This is a genomic window from Marinobacter shunpengi (assembly GCF_045449695.1).
GTDB lineage: Bacteria > Pseudomonadota > Gammaproteobacteria > Pseudomonadales > Oleiphilaceae > Marinobacter.
The window spans coordinates 132888-149483 of the sequence record NZ_JBJJKZ010000013.1 but is presented as its reverse complement, the minus strand read 5'-3'; the positions used below and the strand labels follow the sequence as shown (position 1 = coordinate 149483).

At 60.0% G+C, this 16596-nt stretch carries 13 protein-coding genes and 1 other RNA gene; 5 read left to right on the top strand and 9 right to left on the bottom strand.

Features of this window, described 5'->3' with window-relative positions; genetic code table 11:
• Positions 1-62: 62 nt before the first annotated feature.
• Both dnaK and grpE read right to left on the bottom strand, forming a co-directional pair.
• Positions 63-1985 (bottom strand): molecular chaperone DnaK, encoded by a 1923-nt coding sequence (gene dnaK, locus ACJO2E_RS09965; RefSeq protein WP_406963722.1) that lies wholly within the window; start codon positions 1983-1985, stop codon positions 63-65.
• A gap of 125 nt (positions 1986-2110) precedes the next feature.
• On the bottom strand, positions 2111-2713 hold the full coding sequence (grpE, locus tag ACJO2E_RS09960; RefSeq protein ID WP_406963721.1) for a nucleotide exchange factor GrpE: 603 nt from the start codon (positions 2711-2713) through the stop codon (positions 2111-2113).
• Positions 2714-2924: 211 nt separating this feature from the next.
• Here grpE and recN point away from each other — a divergent pair, with 211 nt between their 5' ends.
• Positions 2925-4601, top strand: coding sequence for a DNA repair protein RecN (gene recN / locus ACJO2E_RS09955; protein WP_406963720.1), 1677 nt, complete (start codon positions 2925-2927; stop codon positions 4599-4601).
• A gap of 160 nt (positions 4602-4761) precedes the next feature.
• Here the strand turns inward: recN and fur are convergent, their stop codons facing one another.
• Complete coding sequence (fur, locus tag ACJO2E_RS09950) at positions 4762-5175, bottom strand: ferric iron uptake transcriptional regulator (protein WP_328184861.1); 414 nt, start codon at positions 5173-5175, stop codon at positions 4762-4764.
• Between the two features lie 102 nt (positions 5176-5277).
• Here fur and ACJO2E_RS09945 point away from each other — a divergent pair, with 102 nt between their 5' ends.
• On the top strand, positions 5278-5613 hold the full coding sequence (locus tag ACJO2E_RS09945) for an outer membrane protein assembly factor BamE (protein ID WP_406963719.1): 336 nt from the start codon (positions 5278-5280) through the stop codon (positions 5611-5613).
• Between the two features lie 11 nt (positions 5614-5624).
• Here ACJO2E_RS09945 and ACJO2E_RS09940 read toward each other — a convergent pair whose 3' ends face one another.
• From ACJO2E_RS09940 to ACJO2E_RS09930, 3 genes are all read right to left on the bottom strand, one after another.
• Positions 5625-5909, bottom strand: coding sequence for an RnfH family protein (locus ACJO2E_RS09940; protein WP_406963718.1), 285 nt, complete (start codon positions 5907-5909; stop codon positions 5625-5627).
• Positions 5909-6358 (bottom strand): type II toxin-antitoxin system RatA family toxin, encoded by a 450-nt coding sequence (locus ACJO2E_RS09935; protein WP_406963717.1) that lies wholly within the window; start codon positions 6356-6358, stop codon positions 5909-5911. Before ACJO2E_RS09935 ends, ACJO2E_RS09940 begins: the two co-directional genes overlap by 1 nt.
• A 75-nt stretch (positions 6359-6433) precedes the next feature.
• On the bottom strand, positions 6434-7945 hold the full coding sequence (locus ACJO2E_RS09930; RefSeq protein ID WP_406963716.1) for a sodium-dependent transporter: 1512 nt from the start codon (positions 7943-7945) through the stop codon (positions 6434-6436).
• Positions 7946-8104: 159 nt separating this feature from the next.
• Here ACJO2E_RS09930 and smpB point away from each other — a divergent pair, with 159 nt between their 5' ends.
• The 3 genes from smpB (at position 8105) to ACJO2E_RS09915 (ending at position 11145) form a co-directional block, all read left to right on the top strand.
• Positions 8105-8587: an SsrA-binding protein SmpB gene (gene smpB / locus ACJO2E_RS09925; RefSeq protein WP_406963715.1), complete on the top strand. Its 483-nt coding sequence runs from the start codon at positions 8105-8107 to the stop codon at positions 8585-8587.
• Positions 8588-8644: 57 nt separating this feature from the next.
• Positions 8645-9003: a transfer-messenger RNA gene (gene ssrA, locus ACJO2E_RS09920) on the top strand.
• Between the two features lie 258 nt (positions 9004-9261).
• On the top strand, positions 9262-11145 hold the full coding sequence (locus ACJO2E_RS09915; RefSeq protein WP_406964129.1) for a methyl-accepting chemotaxis protein: 1884 nt from the start codon (positions 9262-9264) through the stop codon (positions 11143-11145).
• Between the two features lie 24 nt (positions 11146-11169).
• On the opposite strand, the gene ACJO2E_RS09910 is transcribed toward ACJO2E_RS09915, so the two are convergent.
• The 3 genes from ACJO2E_RS09910 to mqo form a co-directional block, all read right to left on the bottom strand.
• Positions 11170-13149 carry a hypothetical protein gene (locus ACJO2E_RS09910; protein WP_406964128.1) on the bottom strand — a complete coding sequence of 660 codons (1980 nt, stop codon included), beginning with the start codon at positions 13147-13149 and terminating at the stop codon, positions 11170-11172.
• Positions 13150-13248: 99 nt separating this feature from the next.
• On the bottom strand, positions 13249-14487 hold the full coding sequence (locus ACJO2E_RS09905; RefSeq protein ID WP_406963714.1) for an ATP-grasp domain-containing protein: 1239 nt from the start codon (positions 14485-14487) through the stop codon (positions 13249-13251).
• A gap of 243 nt (positions 14488-14730) precedes the next feature.
• Positions 14731-16218 (bottom strand): malate dehydrogenase (quinone), encoded by a 1488-nt coding sequence (mqo, locus tag ACJO2E_RS09900; protein ID WP_406963713.1) that lies wholly within the window; start codon positions 16216-16218, stop codon positions 14731-14733.
• Positions 16219-16596 lie beyond the last annotated feature (378 nt).

The following is a 16596-nucleotide window of genomic DNA, read 5'->3' as shown; positions in this document are numbered from 1 at the left end:
TCTCTAACGCAGAAAACGCGGGGGCGATCACCCCCGCGTTCTTGCCGGACCGAACGAAACGCTTAGCGCTTGTCGTCGTCCTTGACTTCCTCGAACTCAGCGTCGACGGCGTCATCGGGGCTGCCGCTGGACTGCTCTTCGCCGCCGGCCTGCTGGGCCTGTTCGCCCTGGTCGGCATACATTTTCTGGGCCAGCTCACCGGACACTTCGGTCAGCTTCTGGGTCTTGGCTTCGATGTCGTCCTTGTCGGAGCCTTCCAGCGCTTCCTCAAGGTCCTTGATGGCTGACTCGATGTTCTCCTTCTCGCTGTCGGTGACCTTGTCGCCGGCATCGTTCAGGGTCTTGCGCACGGTGTGAACCATGGCGTCGCCCTGGTTACGGGCCTGGACCAGTTCCTCGAACTTGCGATCTTCCTCGGCATTGGCCTCGGCGTCGCTGACCATCTTCTCGATTTCGTCATCGTTGAGACCGGAAGAGGCCTTGATCACGATGGACTGTTCCTTGCCGGTCGCCTTGTCCTTGGCGGACACATTCAGGATGCCGTTGGCGTCGATATCGAAGGTCACCTCGATCTGCGGCACACCACGGGGCGCCGGCGGGATATCCGCCAGGTCGAACCGTCCCAGGGACTTATTCTGGGTCGCCTGCTTGCGCTCACCCTGGACCACGTGAATGGTCACGGCGGTCTGGTTGTCTTCCGCCGTGGAGAACGTCTGGGACTTCTTGGTCGGAATCGTGGTGTTCTTCTCGATCAGCGGCGTGGCCACACCACCCATGGTTTCGATACCCAGGGTCAGCGGGGTCACGTCCAGCAGCAGAACGTCCTTCACGTCGCCTGACAGAACCGCGCCCTGGATGGCCGCGCCAATGGCAACCGCTTCATCCGGGTTCACGTCTTTGCGGGCTTCCTTGCCGAAGAAGTTCTTCACCTTTTCCTGCACCATCGGCATACGGGTCTGACCGCCCACCAGGATCACCTCGTCAACCTCGTTGGCGGACAGGCCGGCATCCTTCAGGGCCACCTTACAGGGCTCCAGGCTGCGCTCCACCAGCTCTTCCACCAGCGCCTCGAGCTTGGCCCGGGTCAGCTTGACGTTCATGTGCTTGGGACCGCTCTGATCCGCCGTGATGTACGGCAGGTTGACGTCGGTCTGCTGGCTGCTGGACAGCTCGATCTTGGCCTTCTCGCCGGCTTCCTTAAGGCGCTGCATGGCCAGGGAGTCACCGCGCAGGTCGATGCCGCTGTCCTTCTTGAACTGGTCCGCCAGGTACTCGATGATCTTCAGGTCGAAGTCTTCACCACCCAGGAAGGTATCGCCGTTGGTGGCCAGAACCTCGAACTGGTGCTCACCATCCACATCGGCAATCTCGATGATGGACAGGTCAAAGGTACCACCACCCAGGTCATAGACAGCCACGGTGCGGTCACCGCTCTGTTTGTCCATCCCATAGGCCAGTGCGGCGGCAGTCGGCTCGTTGATGATCCGCTTCACTTCCAGGCCGGCGATTTTACCAGCGTCCTTGGTGGCCTGACGCTGACTGTCGTTGAAGTAGGCCGGTACGGTGATAACCGCTTCGGTTACCTTCTCGCCCAGGTAGTCCTCGGCGGTCTTCTTCATCTTTTTCAGGACTTCCGCGGACACCTGCGGCGGCGCCATCTTCTCGCCTTTCACCTCAACCCAGGCGTCGCCATTGTCCGCCTTGGTGATGGTGTAGGGCACCATCTTGATGTCCTTCTGAACCACATCGTCCTCGAAACGACGACCGATCAGACGCTTGATGGCGTACAGCGTGTTATGGGGGTTGGTCACCGCCTGACGCTTGGCGGACTGGCCAACCAGCGTTTCACCATCGTCGGTGTACGCGATGATGGAAGGCGTGGTGCGATCGCCCTCTGCGTTCTCGATCACCTTGACCTTGTCACCATCCATGATGGCAACACAGGAGTTGGTCGTGCCCAGGTCGATACCGATAATCTTGCTCATGAAATCACTCCAGTTAGCTATTCAGTCCGGATGCTGCCTGATCCGGATTTACCTGATTCTTTTCCGGCCCACCAGGGACCGCGTCTTGACTGTTACCTGCCTATATTGGCTCCGACGCCGACTTTTCAAGCCTGCTCATCGATTTTTGGCGCATCTTCGGCCTTGGCGACCACCACCATGGCCGGACGCACCAGACGCTCGTTCAGCGTGTAACCCTTCTGCACCACGGCCACCACGGAATTGGGCTCGGCGTCCGGCGCCGGCACCATGGACATGGCCTCGTGCAATTGCGGGTCAAAGGGTTCGCCCACGGGGTTCAACTGCTGCACGTTGAACTTGCCCAGACTCTTCAGGAACAGGTCCAGGGTCATTTCCACCCCTTCCCGGATGGACGTGACAACGTCATCGGAATCCTGCTGTCCCTCTGTGCTCTCAACGGCCTTTTCAAGGCTGTCGGCCACCGGCAGCAGCTCCTTGACGAACTTTTCAAGGGCAAACTTATGGGCCTTCTCCACGTCGATCTCCGCCCGGCGGCGCACGTTCTGCATTTCCGCCTGACTCCTGAGCACCTGGTCCTTCAGCTCCTGGACGCGGGTCTCCATGGAATCGGCGTCCTCCTCCGGTGAGGAGGTCTCACCCGGCTGCTGCTCGGACACCGGCTCACCGGCCCGCTCCTCCGCTTTCAGCTCTTCATCGACATTTTCATTGCGATTTTCGTCAGCGCTCATCAGCTACTCCCGGTTATGCCTGTGCGCGGCTCGCCGCGCCTTTATCCAATGATGGTAAAAACTTGCCATCGGATATGGGGCCCAAATAAGCGCTTTCAACCATGAGCATTTCACAGAATTCGCCACACTGGATTTGCATACAGCAATTTTGCTGTATATATTCACAGTCACTGTATGCCTAAACAGTGTTCGTGACTCAGGGAGACACCACATGCTGACTCAACTCACGGTTTCCAATTACGCCATTGCCGAACGCGTCGAACTCCAGTTCCAGAAGGGCATGACCGCCCTCACCGGAGAGACCGGCGCCGGCAAGTCCATTGTGCTGGACGCACTCGGGCTGGCCATGGGAGGCCGTGGCGATGCCAGTGCTGTTCGCCATGGCGCCAAGCGGGCGGATATTACCGCCACCTTCGACATCGCCCGGATCCCTGAAGCCCGGGAATGGCTGGAGGAACAGGACCTGGATGACGGCAACGACTGCATCCTGCGGCGGGTGATCGGCCGGGATGGCCGTTCCCGCGCCTACATCAACGGCCAGCCCTGCCCGCTGAACCAGTTGAAGGACCTGGGCGCCACGCTAATGGATATCCACAGCCAGCACCAGCACCAGTCTCTCCTGAAGAAGGACACCCACCGTCGCCTGCTGGACGAATTCTCCGGCTCCGAAGACCTTGCCATCAAGACCCGCCTGGCCTGGAAACAGTGGCACCAGGCCCGGGAACGGCTGACCAGCCGTCAACAGAATGCGGATGAAACCGAGGCCCGGTTGCAGCTCCTGCGCTACCAGGTCGAAGAACTGGACCGCCTGGCCCTCGAGGAAGACGAGCAGACGCGCCTTGAGCAGGAACAGGAACAGCTCAGCCACGCGGAAACCGTCCGCCAGCACAGCCACCATGCCGCCATGTTGTGCTCCGAGGATGAAACCAGCGCCGCCGACATGGTTCGCCAGGCCCTGCAGCAACTTGAGCAACTGCCGGTCCAGGTACCGGCCCTGGCTGACACCATCCAGATGCTCAATGAAGCCCAGATCCAGTTGTCGGAGGCCGGCAACAACCTGGTCCATTTCGTGGAGGATTACGAGGCGGATCCGGAGCGCCTGCAGGAAGTGGAGGATCGCCTCAGCGCTATTTACCAACTGGCCCGGAAGCACCGCATCCAACCGGAGGAACTGCCGGAGCTGCACCAGCGACTGGGAGAGGAACTGGCCGAACTTGATGGCAGCGAAGGCAGCCTGGAACAACTGGAGGCCGATGTGGAGAACTATCGCAAGGCCTACCAGACGGTGGCCGACAAACTGTCCAAGGCCCGGCGCGAGGGGGCGGCCACACTGGACCAGCGCGTGGGCCAGGAACTGGCGGAGCTGGGCATGCCCACCATGCAGTTCACCAGCCAGCTTGATACCCGGAACCAGGAGCCCAGCCCGGCGGGCAACGAAGACATCGAATTCCTGATCAGTGCCAACCCCGGCCAGCCCGCACGCCCCCTGGCCAAAGTGGCATCTGGTGGCGAGCTGTCCCGCATCAGCCTGGCCATCCAGGTAGTAGTGGCTCAGACGTCCACCACACCCACCCTGGTGTTCGATGAGGTGGACGTAGGCATTGGCGGCGGCACGGCGGAAGTCGTGGGTCGGCTGCTGCGCTCACTGGGTGAAAGTGGTCAGATCATCTGCGTGACCCACCTGCCCCAGGTGGCGGCGCAAAGCCACCAGCACCTGTTTGTCAGCAAGTTCACCGAAGCGGATACCACCTTCTCGAAGATCGAAACACTGAATGATCAAGGCCGTATCAGCGAAGTGGCCAGGATGCTGGGTGGCGTGGATATGACCGAGCAGACTCTGGCCCACGCCCGCGAGATGTACACCAAGGGGCAAGCGACCCACCATTGAACTGAACGTTGATTTTCAAGTTGCTCTCATCGACTCCCTTCTCACCAGAGAGCTTTTCGAGCGCCGCCCCGGCGCTCTTTTTTTGGCAGGATTTCTGAACAGACGAAGGGATGATGGGCAGCGGTCACGGGTTGCGACCGCTACAGGGCAGGCTGGCGTATCAGGACTTCTTGATCGGCTTAACGTAGAGGATCAGGCTATGGTCCACGATTTCATAGCCGTGCTCTTCCGCGATCTTTTTCTGACGCTCTTCAATCACCTCGTCCACGAACTCGATGACTTCACCAGTCTGGGTACAGACCATGTGGTCATGGTGATCGTCCCCGGCCATTTCAAAGACCGCGTGGCCACCCTCAAAGTTATGACGCAGCACCAGTCCCGCTGCCTCAAACTGGGTCAGCACCCGGTAAACCGTCGCGAGCCCAACGTCGTCACCCTGGTCCAGCAACTTCTTGTAGACATCCTCAGCGCTCAGGTGGTGCTCTTCCGACGTCTCCAGGATATTGAAGATCTTCACTCGTGGCAGAGTGACTTTCAGGCCCACCTTGCGCAGTTCGGCGTTTTCAGATGACATAATGCTCTTCGCTCTTTGGTGTGTTCAGTGCTTCCGGTATTATACCGCCATATTTTGACTCATAAACCGTTTCATTTCCGGCTATAAGGACTTCTGTTCCTGATGCACCCGATCCGTAAAGTTGTACCCATCCTCCTGCTGACCCTGCTTGCCGGCTGCGTATTTCCCGGCGTCTACAAGATCAATGTCCAGCAGGGCAATATCGTCACCGACGAGGAAATCGCCCAGCTTGAACCGGGCATGTCACGCTCCCAGGTGCATTCCGCCCTTGGCACTCCCCTGACCCTGAATGCTGCGGACACGTCCGTCGAGTATTACATCTATACGTTCCAGGAGGCTGGTGGAAAAATACGGAAACAGAAAGTGACCGTCCACTATGACGACGATAGGTTCACCCGCCTTGACAAGGAAATGCTTGAGGACCTACCTGCCTACTGACAGCGACAACCTCAGCCTTCTTTCTTCTTACGGGCCCGGTTCATCCGGGCCTGCTTGGGATCGATCCTGAGCGGCCGATAGAGCTCGATACGATCGCCTTCCCGCAGTATATGCCCGGCTGGCGTTTTTACCACCTTGCCGAAGATCCCCATATCCACCGCCTCGGGATCAAGGCCTGGAAACAGGTCTTCAATTCCGGAACGGCGAACGGCATCCAGCATGGTCGCCCCTTCCTCCACCTTCACCGGCACGATCTCCTGGCGCTCCGGCGTTGCATAAGCCACTTCCACCCACATCAGCGACTCACCACCTCAGCGTAGACTTCGTTCGCCCGACGGCAAAATGCCTCCACCATGCTATTGGCAGCCTGGTTGAATACCGGACCGAAGGTCATCCGGGACAGGGACCCGGAAAACTCGAAGTCCAGTTGCAGGGTAACCTTACAGGCCTGACTGTCGAGGGGTGTGAAGTACCAGTTCCCCTTAAGGTTCCGGAACGGTCCGTCCACCAGGGACATCTCGATACGTTCCGGCGAGGCAAGCTCATTGCGGGTGGTCAGGCGATGCCGGATGCCACCCTTGGCCACGTCGATGGAGGCCAGGACCTGGGAGTCAGTGCGTTCATGCACTTGGGCTCCGGCGCACCAGGGCAGGAAATCCGGATAACTGACAATATCGTCAACCAGCGTAAACATACGCTCTGCCGAGTGCATCACCAGGGCACTCTTGTCTATCTGATGGGCCATGAAAACTGAGAATCCTGTGGGTTGGTTCAAGCGCCAATCATATCCGATTTGGCCGGATTTTTCGGCCCACCTCCATCAGAAATCGGCGGCCCGGCCAGGCCCGCGGGAACGCTGGTCACCGGCGCCGGAATCGCCAGCCCCGCTCTCCGAACCGGATGTTACGTCATGGGTCGACTGCGCACACCAGCTCAGATCGGCGCGCTCGCACACCGGATGCAGCGACGCCGCGGAATAGCTCAGCCCCACCGCCACCACGACTAACGGCAGCAGGTAGCGCAAGGCAAGGTGCCAGAGTCGGGCCAGCCATTCATGGGGCGCCCCCAACAGCTCGGCCAAGTAACCGACTGGTGCCAGCCAGCCCAGGAATACGGCCAGGGCGGCGGCCACAAAGGGTATCAACAGACCGCTGGTGATCAATTCGATCCAGCGGAAAGGCGTCAGCCCCGCAAACTGGACGTCAGACCAGATATTGAATGAAAACAGCGTGATCAGCCCCAGCAACCAGGCAAACACCAGCACCAGTAGCACTGATGCCGGACGGGGCGACACCAGCCACTCCCGCAACCAGGCAACAACTGCCTCCACCAGAACAAGGGCCGATGTCCAGGCCACCAGCAGGATCACGGCAAACACCGCCGTTGAAAGGAGCTGGTGGTACTCGAAACCACCCAGCCCCACAGGCAACGCAATGAAAACCAGCCCGAAGCCACGGGCATCACTGACGTCCACCATCGACTGGGCGATGGCGTAGACGACAACGCCCGCCATAACACCCACCGCGGTATCCAGCAACGCCACCATGAATACAGATCGCTTCAGCGGCGCCCCCGGGGCCATCAACGCCCCCAGTACCGCCCAGACACCGAGACCAATTCCCAGCGTATAGAAGGCATGGGACAGGGCAAACCACACACTCCGGAAGCCCACATCCTGCCAGCGGAATCCCACGACCGCCTCCAGGGAGCCGCTCGCCAGGCCCTGCCACTGACTCCAGCCCACCAGCAGCATCAGCAGGATCAGAACGACGGGCACGACCAGCCGGAAGGCGCGCTCAACCGACACCTGTCGTACTGCAACCACACCGACCAGGGCAATAAAAAAGAGGTGCCACGCCATGAAACCGCGATACTCGTGGGGATTCTCCACCAGCTGACCCAGCAGGCCGGTCATGGAAGCCGGCGTGGCGTCCGCGAACCAGCCCAAAGCCCCATAGAACACATAGGCAAGGCAGATGGAGCCAATGACCAGCGTAATGGACAACACCAGGAACCCGGAGAGCACGCTGATCCGGCCAACCCACCGCCAGCGGGGTGAAAGCCTGCGGGCCTTGGCCTCGGCCCCCATGGCAAGGGACATGTTATGGCGGGAGTGGCGCCCCAGGGCACTTTCCGCCAGCACCAGCGGCAGGGTCACCACCAGCAGGAACAACAGGTACATGAGGACGAAATAGCCGCCTCCGAACTGACTGGCCAGCCACGGAAAGTGCCAGAGGTTGCCCAGCCCGATCGTGGCTGCAGCGGCGCTCCAGAAAAACGTACTGCGCCCGGCCCATAGGCCCAGGGTGGCATTGGTCGATGGTGTCGGCATTCGATTCCCTGTTCAGAATGGATTCTCGATTGTAACTGATATCCGCCCCGGCTCGCCTGGCTGGTGACCCGATATCGGGACCTGGGTTACAATCCGCCTCTTGTCTGCGCCTGGACCAATCCCCATTAACAGACACCGAATGTCCAACGGATAGATTCAATGAGCAAAAAGAAACCGGCCAATTCCGGGGGCACCATTGCCCTCAACAAGAAAGCCCGGCACGAGTATCACATTGAAGAACGCCTGGAGGCGGGCGTCCAGTTACTGGGCTGGGAGGTCAAGTCCCTGCGTGCCGGCAAGGGCCAGATTACCGAGGCCTACGTGCTGTTCAGGGAGGGCGAAGCCTTCCTGTTCAACGCGCAGATTACCCCGCTTGATACGGCCTCCACCCATGTGATTGCGGACCCGACCCGCAACCGCAAGCTGCTGCTGCACGCCAAGGAAATCGCCAGGCTGATGGGCAAGGTCAATCAGACCGGCCACACCTGTGTGCCCCTGGCCCTTTACTGGAAAAAGAACAAGGTGAAGTGCGAAATCGCGCTGGTGAAAGGCAAGAAAATGTTCGACAAGCGGGCCACCGAGAAGGAACGCGACTGGAACCGGCAGAAGCAGCGCATCCTGCGCGAGCACAACACCGGCTGAGGTCGACGCATAAAAGCCTTGAAGTAGGCCGGACTGGCCCCATATACTTACCTGCAAGGGGACGACATGGCTTCGACGCCGGTGGCGAACCCTTGGGTGCATGTCGAGATGGCAGCGAATCTCGTTAATCCAAAGCTGCAAGCAATAGTCGCAAACGACGACAACTACGCACTGGCGGCGTAAGCCGCCGGTCGTCCTGACCCGGGTGCCTGTAAACGGGTATTTCAGGACGTCATAGCTTAACAGGCTGCTCCTTTGACCAGAGCTCACTGGTTAAAGGCTAAGATCCAAAGAGCTCGCCCCCTGCACCCTGACCTTCGGGTCGCTTGGGGTTAAACGAATAGAAGGACACTAAACATGTAGAGCTCAAGGCAGAGTACTGGCGGACGCGGGTTCAATTCCCGCCGTCTCCACCAAACAACCTCAAAAAAGCCCCTGATTTCAGGGGCTTTTTTGTTCATACCCCTGCCAGTATTAAGACACACCCACAACTTTTCGCCTCCCTGACGGCCTGCGCCAGCAGCTCCGGACGTGTGTCATCCAGGCACGCAGATCACCCCAACCAAAACACTTCGTTAACGAACTGTTTCAAGAAAATCCACTCCTTGCCGATAAGGTGTGCACTATAGTATTGCGAGCCCAAGAACAACATCAGGAGTAACCCCTTGAAACGCATGCTTTCCCTGTCATGGCGGCAGAAGTTCTGGCTGTTGATTGCGGCCACGTTTATCGGACTGGTGCTGGTTGCGCTGGCGGCCCTGCGTGGTCTGGATCAGGTGTCGGAGTCCTATGAGGCCCGGGCCACCGCGAACGCCTATGAGAACGCCTCCCTCACGCTCTGGAGCGAGTGGCTGAAGGTGGAAAACCTCAGTTCCTCACTGGATGCCGATGAGGTCGGGACCTATCAACAACTACTGGACGCACTGGGAGAACAGTCCAGCCAGTTGGTGTCGCTGACGGACAACATCGCCGATGACAGCATCCAGTCGACCGCCCGGCAGATCAGGGAGCGGATTACCGGCTATGTGGAACTTCGCCGAGACTGGCTTGAACAACGCCAGACCCTTGGGCTGAGTTCATCGGAAGGCATCCGGGGAGAACTGGCCAAGGCCATGGACGAGGGGCTCCGGGAAATCAGCATCTCGATCATGAACGATGATATCGAGCTGGCAATGACTACCTACGCGGACTATCTGAACAACTTCACCCCGGAATCCGCAGAGCAGACCCACAAGGCCATTGAGGGGATGCGGAAGGTTATTGCCGACATGGACTGGGAAGAGAACGACCTGGGGCTGGCCGTAAAGACGTTCGCGACAGCGTTCGAACGCGCCGAAACCCAGATCAACGCGATCCTCGACACCGAGCAACAGCTTGCCACCCTCGGTGGCGACCTGGAGGCCGTGATCGAACAGCAGAACCAGTCCCTGGAAAGCGGCCTCGTCGCCCAGACCACCGCCAGGGCGGAGCAGGCCCGCCAGGCGTCGGCGTGGCTGATCGTGATTGTTTCGGTCGTGGTCCTGGTGATCTTGGTGGTCACACTCACCCAGGCGTCCCGCACGCTGGTGAGTCGTCTGCGTGATGCCGCCGGACTGCTGTCACAGGTGGCCGCCGGTGACCTGAGCCAGCGCCTGCGTGTGGGGAGCAACCCCAATGATGAGTTCAATGCCCTGGGCAGTGCCTCCAACCAGATGGTGGACGATGTGTCCGGCGTCATCCAGGAGGTGCTCGACGGTAATCGCGACCTGTCCCGCTTGCAGGAAGAACTGCAACAACTGGTGAACCAGATGAGCGCCAGCAGCGAACAGGTGGAGGCCCAGACCGAGCAGGCCGCCGCCGCTGTGCAGGAAATCTCCCACACCGCGTCCGACATCGCCAAACTGACCAACACGGTCAACCAGTCCACCCAGGACGCCAACGAGGCCGCCCAGCATGGCGCCCAGGTGGTTCGCAACAATGGCGAGGTGATGCAGGACCTGTCCAGCAAGATCCGCCAGACCCACGGCCAGGTGGAAAGCCTGAGCAAGACCGGCGAGAAGGTGAACACCATTGTGGACACCATCAACGGGCTGGCCGAGCAGACCAACCTGCTGGCCCTCAATGCCGCGATCGAGGCGGCACGGGCGGGCGAAGCCGGCCGTGGCTTCTCGGTGGTCGCCGACGAGGTGCGCTCCCTGGCGGAGAAGACCGTGTCCGCCACCAGTGGCATCGCCGATATCGTCGACGCCCTGAACCGGGAAACCCGTGAAATCACCACCCTGATGGAGCAGGGCCTGAAGCAGGCCAGTGCCGGTGAAGAAGGCGCGGGTGAGGCGGTATCGGTGATCGAGCGCATCACCCAGTCCATCCAGTCCCTGGCCGGCGATATGGAGCAGGTGGTCACGTCCGTGGAAGGCATCTCCAGCACCACGGAGGAGATTGCCCAGAAAGTGGAGCATATTCACGGCCATACCCTGGAATCCCGCTCGGTCCGGGGTCACCTCGCCAACCATGCCCAGGCACTGGGACAGTGCTCCGATGGCCTGAACCAGGCGTCTTCGGGATTCAGGGTGTCCTGAGCCCGTTCCGGATCAGGGGACGGTTCAGACCGGCCCCTGATTCGCCTGCAACACCTCTCCACCAACCCTGTCTGCTCCCCAGCTACGATGGACCAGGGCAGTGATCCGTTCGATCTCTTCCGCTGATACCGCCTCGGGGTTTCCCCGTTCCAGGGGATCGAAATGGAAGATATACAAGCGGGAGGCAAAGGCCTCGAATAGCAGCGATGCTTCCCCGAAGCGTTCGCCGTTACCGGCGGTGCTGACGATGATATCATCGCCCCAGTTCTGGCCACTGTCATTGTTGGGGTTGAAGAAATAGATCCGCATCCGGTCCTGCTGATCCAGGGCCACCCGCAGGATGGTGATGGCATGCCAGCCAATAAAGCGGGCGGCGCTGTCGGTCACGGCGATGCCCGCCGGTTGCGGATGGATCAGCGGCTGGTTGCCGTTGTAGTAGGGGTGATAACTCACGTAGAAGTGGCGCAGGAACCCCTCCAGATCGTCCAGCTGACCAGTGTCCACATCCACGTTGATCCGGAACCCCCGGCCCGACCACCAGCCGTGGAACTCGGGGTTGACCCAGCGATGGGGGTCTCCCTCACGATCTGCACATAACCGCCCCATCTCGGCGTAGATGCGATCCAGGTGTGGCACCACCAGCAGGGAGACCGGATCCAGGTCCAGCGTGATCTCCTGTGCCACACCAGCCCCGCTCAGACGGGAAGACACCGGCTGACCTTCGAAGTGCATGATGATCTCGTCGTCCCGTGCCGCCCAGGCCACCATCTGCAACAGGTAGTCCGGATCGTTGTAGGCCCACATGGACAATGCCCGCGCCGACTGGCAGGTCGGGTTGTTGCCCTGCCCTACCCCCAGCGGCTGTCCCAGCATGGATAACACGCCCTGGATCAGCCAGGCCCGGGGATCCGGAGCCTCACCGTAGGCCAGACCGATCCGCTCACGGCTATAGGGGGACAGCGGAAGCTGCACCTGGCGCCACAGCGCCGGCGCCACCGGAGGCTGGTACAGGATACCCCGCTCCAGCGTCAACGCCAGCCCGTACAGCCCCTGGCAGGTCTGGGGGTAGATGCCCTGGTCGACCATGGCGTGTACCAGTTCCTGATAGCACAGCAGGCAATCACGCCCCGTACTGGAAAGCCCCAGGGCCTCGGACAGCAGCGACGGCGCATGTTCCTGCAGGTAGCGGACAAGCTCGCCATGGTAGGGGGATACCAGGCCGGTATCGTGCATAGCCCGGGCGCAACCGGTGGCCTCGCTCTGCAGGGCGACGCTGTCCATGGCGGCAAGCCGCTCCCGGTACACCTCAATGCCGGGATCCTCCCGGCAGGCCTGGGTCGGGCCGAACAGGCTGCTGATCAGCCGCTCGGCGCCCTGGCCACTGCTGCCGAGGTCGATATCCGGGTTATTACGGCAGACGGCGATCTGGGTAATCATCTGGTGCACACCCGCCACCTGGATCGGGCGCTGGTTCAGTACCCGCCAGATCTCGTCGATCAGGCGATCGATAATGTGCTCGTAACCAATACGATCCGCCAGGTGACGGATAACGCCACGACTGATGGTAGCCAGCCGGCCCTGCTGCTCCCGCTCGGCCTCCGTGGGCATCCCGAACAGGAGCTCAAGGTTGATGGCCAGTACCTGGGCCAGGTAGTGGTGAGCCTGTTCCATAGACAGATGGGGATGCTGATAGTCTCCCTTGGCAATAGCCAGCAGCCGTAGCTCGCTGAGGGCTTCGATCACCACGGTTTCCATTTGCGGACTGCGCAGGGAATGCGTGGTCAGGGACGGGAGCAGGATCTGGGGCTCGGCCCAGTCCGACCCCTCGAACACCCCACAACGCTCGATCACCCCGGCCCGGACCTCCACCGCTGCACAGCCGCCCTCCACCATCAGCACCTGGCGGGCGCTGTCAATCAGTTGAGGCATCTTCGACAGGCGTGAAAAGGCCGGACTGGCGGACACCCGTTCTATGGCATCGTCCAGGCGCCGGACCCTGACCATCAGCTTCTGTTCGATATTATTTCCCGACGCCTGTTCGTTGTTATTGGTCAAACCCGAAATCCTTAGGGCATTCTGCCCTGTACCAGTAATTCAGGTTGATTATACATAGAAGTCCAGTTCCTCCTGATGTTTCAGAAGGTCCCTCATGCGATAGGGGTCGTCCCCGAAGAAATAGACCAGCCCCCAATGGGTCCCGAAGGCAGTACGCTTGGTCACCGTTTCCTCCAGCGGAGAAGTCAGTTCGTGGGACTCGAAATACTCGTGATCCTCGGTTTCCTCCGGCATTTCCAGCTTGCTGACCACCCGACGGCGTGGATAGACGCCAAAGCAACCGGCGTACCCCTTCGCATCCACCACCTCTTTCGGGAAGAAGGCCTTGACCTCCTCTTCCGTGGTTTTCGGGTCAAACGTCATGATCAGGGCCTGGTAGGCGTTGAAACCATAGGCCCGCTCCAGCAGCTCAAACACCTTGAAGCCCGGCGGCCGGTAGGCCACCTCCCCAAAGTACATGGTGCTGTCGCTGGTCACGAAATACTCGGGGTGAATAAAACCAAAATCGATATCAAAGGTCTTGATCAGTTTTTCGATCTCGCCCCTGATCTGGTCCCGGTATTTCTCCAGATCCGGTGTGGCCGGCACAAAGACGGAATAACCCAGGGTCACGTACTCGGAGATATTCAGGAAGGCGATCTTGCCCTTGTGGATCCAGGCCTCGACGGCAAACTCCCAGCCGTCCAGGTGGGATTCCATCAGCACCGGAAATTCCTCCTCGGGGATGGTATCCACTTCATCAGGCGTCCGGATCACCCGGTGGCCCAGGCAACCGGCCTTGTCAAAAGCCTTCAGGTGGATCGGGTCGTTGGGGTCGCCATCCAGCTTCAGCAGGGTCTGATTCACCCGCTTGAGGAAACGGATAACGTCTCCCCGGTCGTGGGCTTCCTCAAAGATGCCTACCCGGATGCCCCCGAGCTGGGCCCGTCGCTTCATCAGGGCCTTGTCCCGCAGCAGCATGGCCTGACCAAACAGGCGGGGCTTGTCCATCAGCACCGAGTTGATGGCACCGGCCCACTCCACCGTTTCCTCGAACAACGGAATGGCCACGTCTACCCCCATTTCCTGCAGGGTTTGTGCTATCTCCACCGAACGGTCATTGAGCCGCTCGAAGTTCCAGGGTAGGTAGGGAATATCGTGTTCCTTGCAATAGGCCTCTGCCCAGTCCGGCGCAACAACCACATAACGACGGTCGAAGGACTCAGCCGCTTCCACGGCATTCAGGCTCCAGCCCAGAAAGGCCACGAAACCCTTGTCGGGATTAAAGTTCGATTTGCGCTCACTCATAACGGATTCCAGTCATTTGGGAAATAACGCCTTTATCAGGATAGACCAGAATTGGCCGTCCCACTTGGCTGATGAACGGCAGAAATCGGAAAAAACAAAGACTTATCAGACAACTAGCCCAGAAAGTTAAAAAACAGACTGGTTGGCTATAAAAACGTGGGGTGGATAACGGAAGGAGATATGGCGGCAAGGAGATGGATTGGCCCGGGCCGGCAAATCACCGACCCGGCACCGGACGAACGGTCAGTTTTCCCTTAGACGGAGGGTGTTCAGGGTACGCTCGCGCACACGGGTGAGCAGTTCCTCGTCGTCCACCAGGGACTGGCCGTAGGAGGGTATCAACTCCCGCAGGCGCGCCTGCCATTCCTCGGTCTGGACCCGCTCGGAGAAACAGCGGTGTATCACATCCAGCATCGCGTGGGCTGCGGTGGATGCGCCGGGAGAAGCCCCCAGCAGGGCCGCCAGGGTGCCATCCTTCGCGGCAACGATCTCGGTACCAAACTCCAGCTTACCGCCGCCGTCCTGGGTGCGCTTGATGATCTGCACCCGCTGGCCGGCGTCCTGCAGCTTCCAGTCCTCCTCCCGGGCATCCGGGAAGAAATTGCGCAGGGACGCCACACGGTCGCCATGGGACTGGAACACCTCGCCGATCAGGTAACGGGTCAGGTCCATATTGGTCCGGCTTACTGACAGCATGGGTCGCAGGTTGGTGGGTTTGACCGAGCCGAACAGGTCGAATACCGATCCCTTCTTCAGGAAGCGGGTGGTAAAGCCGGCAAACGGGCCAAACAGCAGTGCCGGTTCGCCATTGATAATACGCGTGTCCAGGTGAGGCACCGACATGGGAGGCGCACCGATGGGAGCCTTGCCGTAAACCTTCGCCCGATGCTGCTCGACGATATCGGGCTTCTGGCAGACCAGCCACTGGCCGCTGACCGGGAAGCCGCCGTAACCCTTGGCTTCGTCGATATCGGATTTCTGTAGCATGGGCAGGGCCCCGCCACCGGCCCCCAGGAACACGAAACCGGCCTCAACCTTCTTCTGTTCACCGGTCTTCTGGTCCTTCAGCTCCACCTTCCAACGCCCGTTCTTGCGCTTGCGAAGGTCGGTGACGGGGCTGCTGAGCATCAGCTCGAAATTAGGGGTGCTCTCCAGGTACGTCACCATGCTCCGGGTCAGGGAACCAAAGTCCACATCGGCACCATGGCCAATGCGAGTGGCTGCCACCTTCTGCATGGGGTCCCGGTTCTTGACCACCAGGGGCATCCACTGCTGGAGCACTTCCGGGGACTCGGTATATTCCATTTCGCGGAACAGGTGGTGGGCCTTGAGCTTTTCGTGGCGGCGCTTGAGGAAGCTGACGCCGTCGTCACCCCAGACAAAGCTCATATGCGGTGTGCGATTGATGAAGGACTTGGGATCCTGGAGTATCCCCTGCTCCACCAGCCAGGACCAGAGTTGGAGGGAAACCTCGAAGGAGGCATTGATGGTCAGTGCCCGGTCGATGGCCACATCACCGTCTTCGCCTTCAGGGGTGTAGTTCAGCTCACAGTAGCCGGCGTGGCCGGTCCCTGCATTATTCCATCCGTCTGTGCTCTCATGGGCTACGTGATCGAGACGTTCAACCATGACGATGTCCAGGGACGGATCAAGCTGCCTGAGCATCATGCCGAGAGTGGCGCTCATGACGCCACCGCCGACCAGCACTACGTCTGCCTGTCTTACAGCCATTTGCTAGTCACCTTAGCGAGTTGTCGAACCTGTCGGGGCCGCCACGATCAGCAGCGGTTCCCTGAAAAGGAGGTCATTATCCCCTTTTTGGGGAGGATAACAAAATACTGAGCATGACAATCATTTGCATAACGACAGACATGCCCTTGGGAATTCCGGTGTTGGCGCTATCATCCGTACTAATACGTACGGAGTCATCGCAACTTTAGTCGGATGGTCTGGGAAAACGCCAGACCCCGCCATAGGGGATTACCCCGGTGCTTACGTTTGACGCACTTTTGCGGTAACGTCTGCCACCAGTAACTACGACCGCAATAACCAGCCCGTTCAGTGGAATAGGAGTCTGCGCGGCAGAAAGTCCCGCCGCTGCGATCGCCC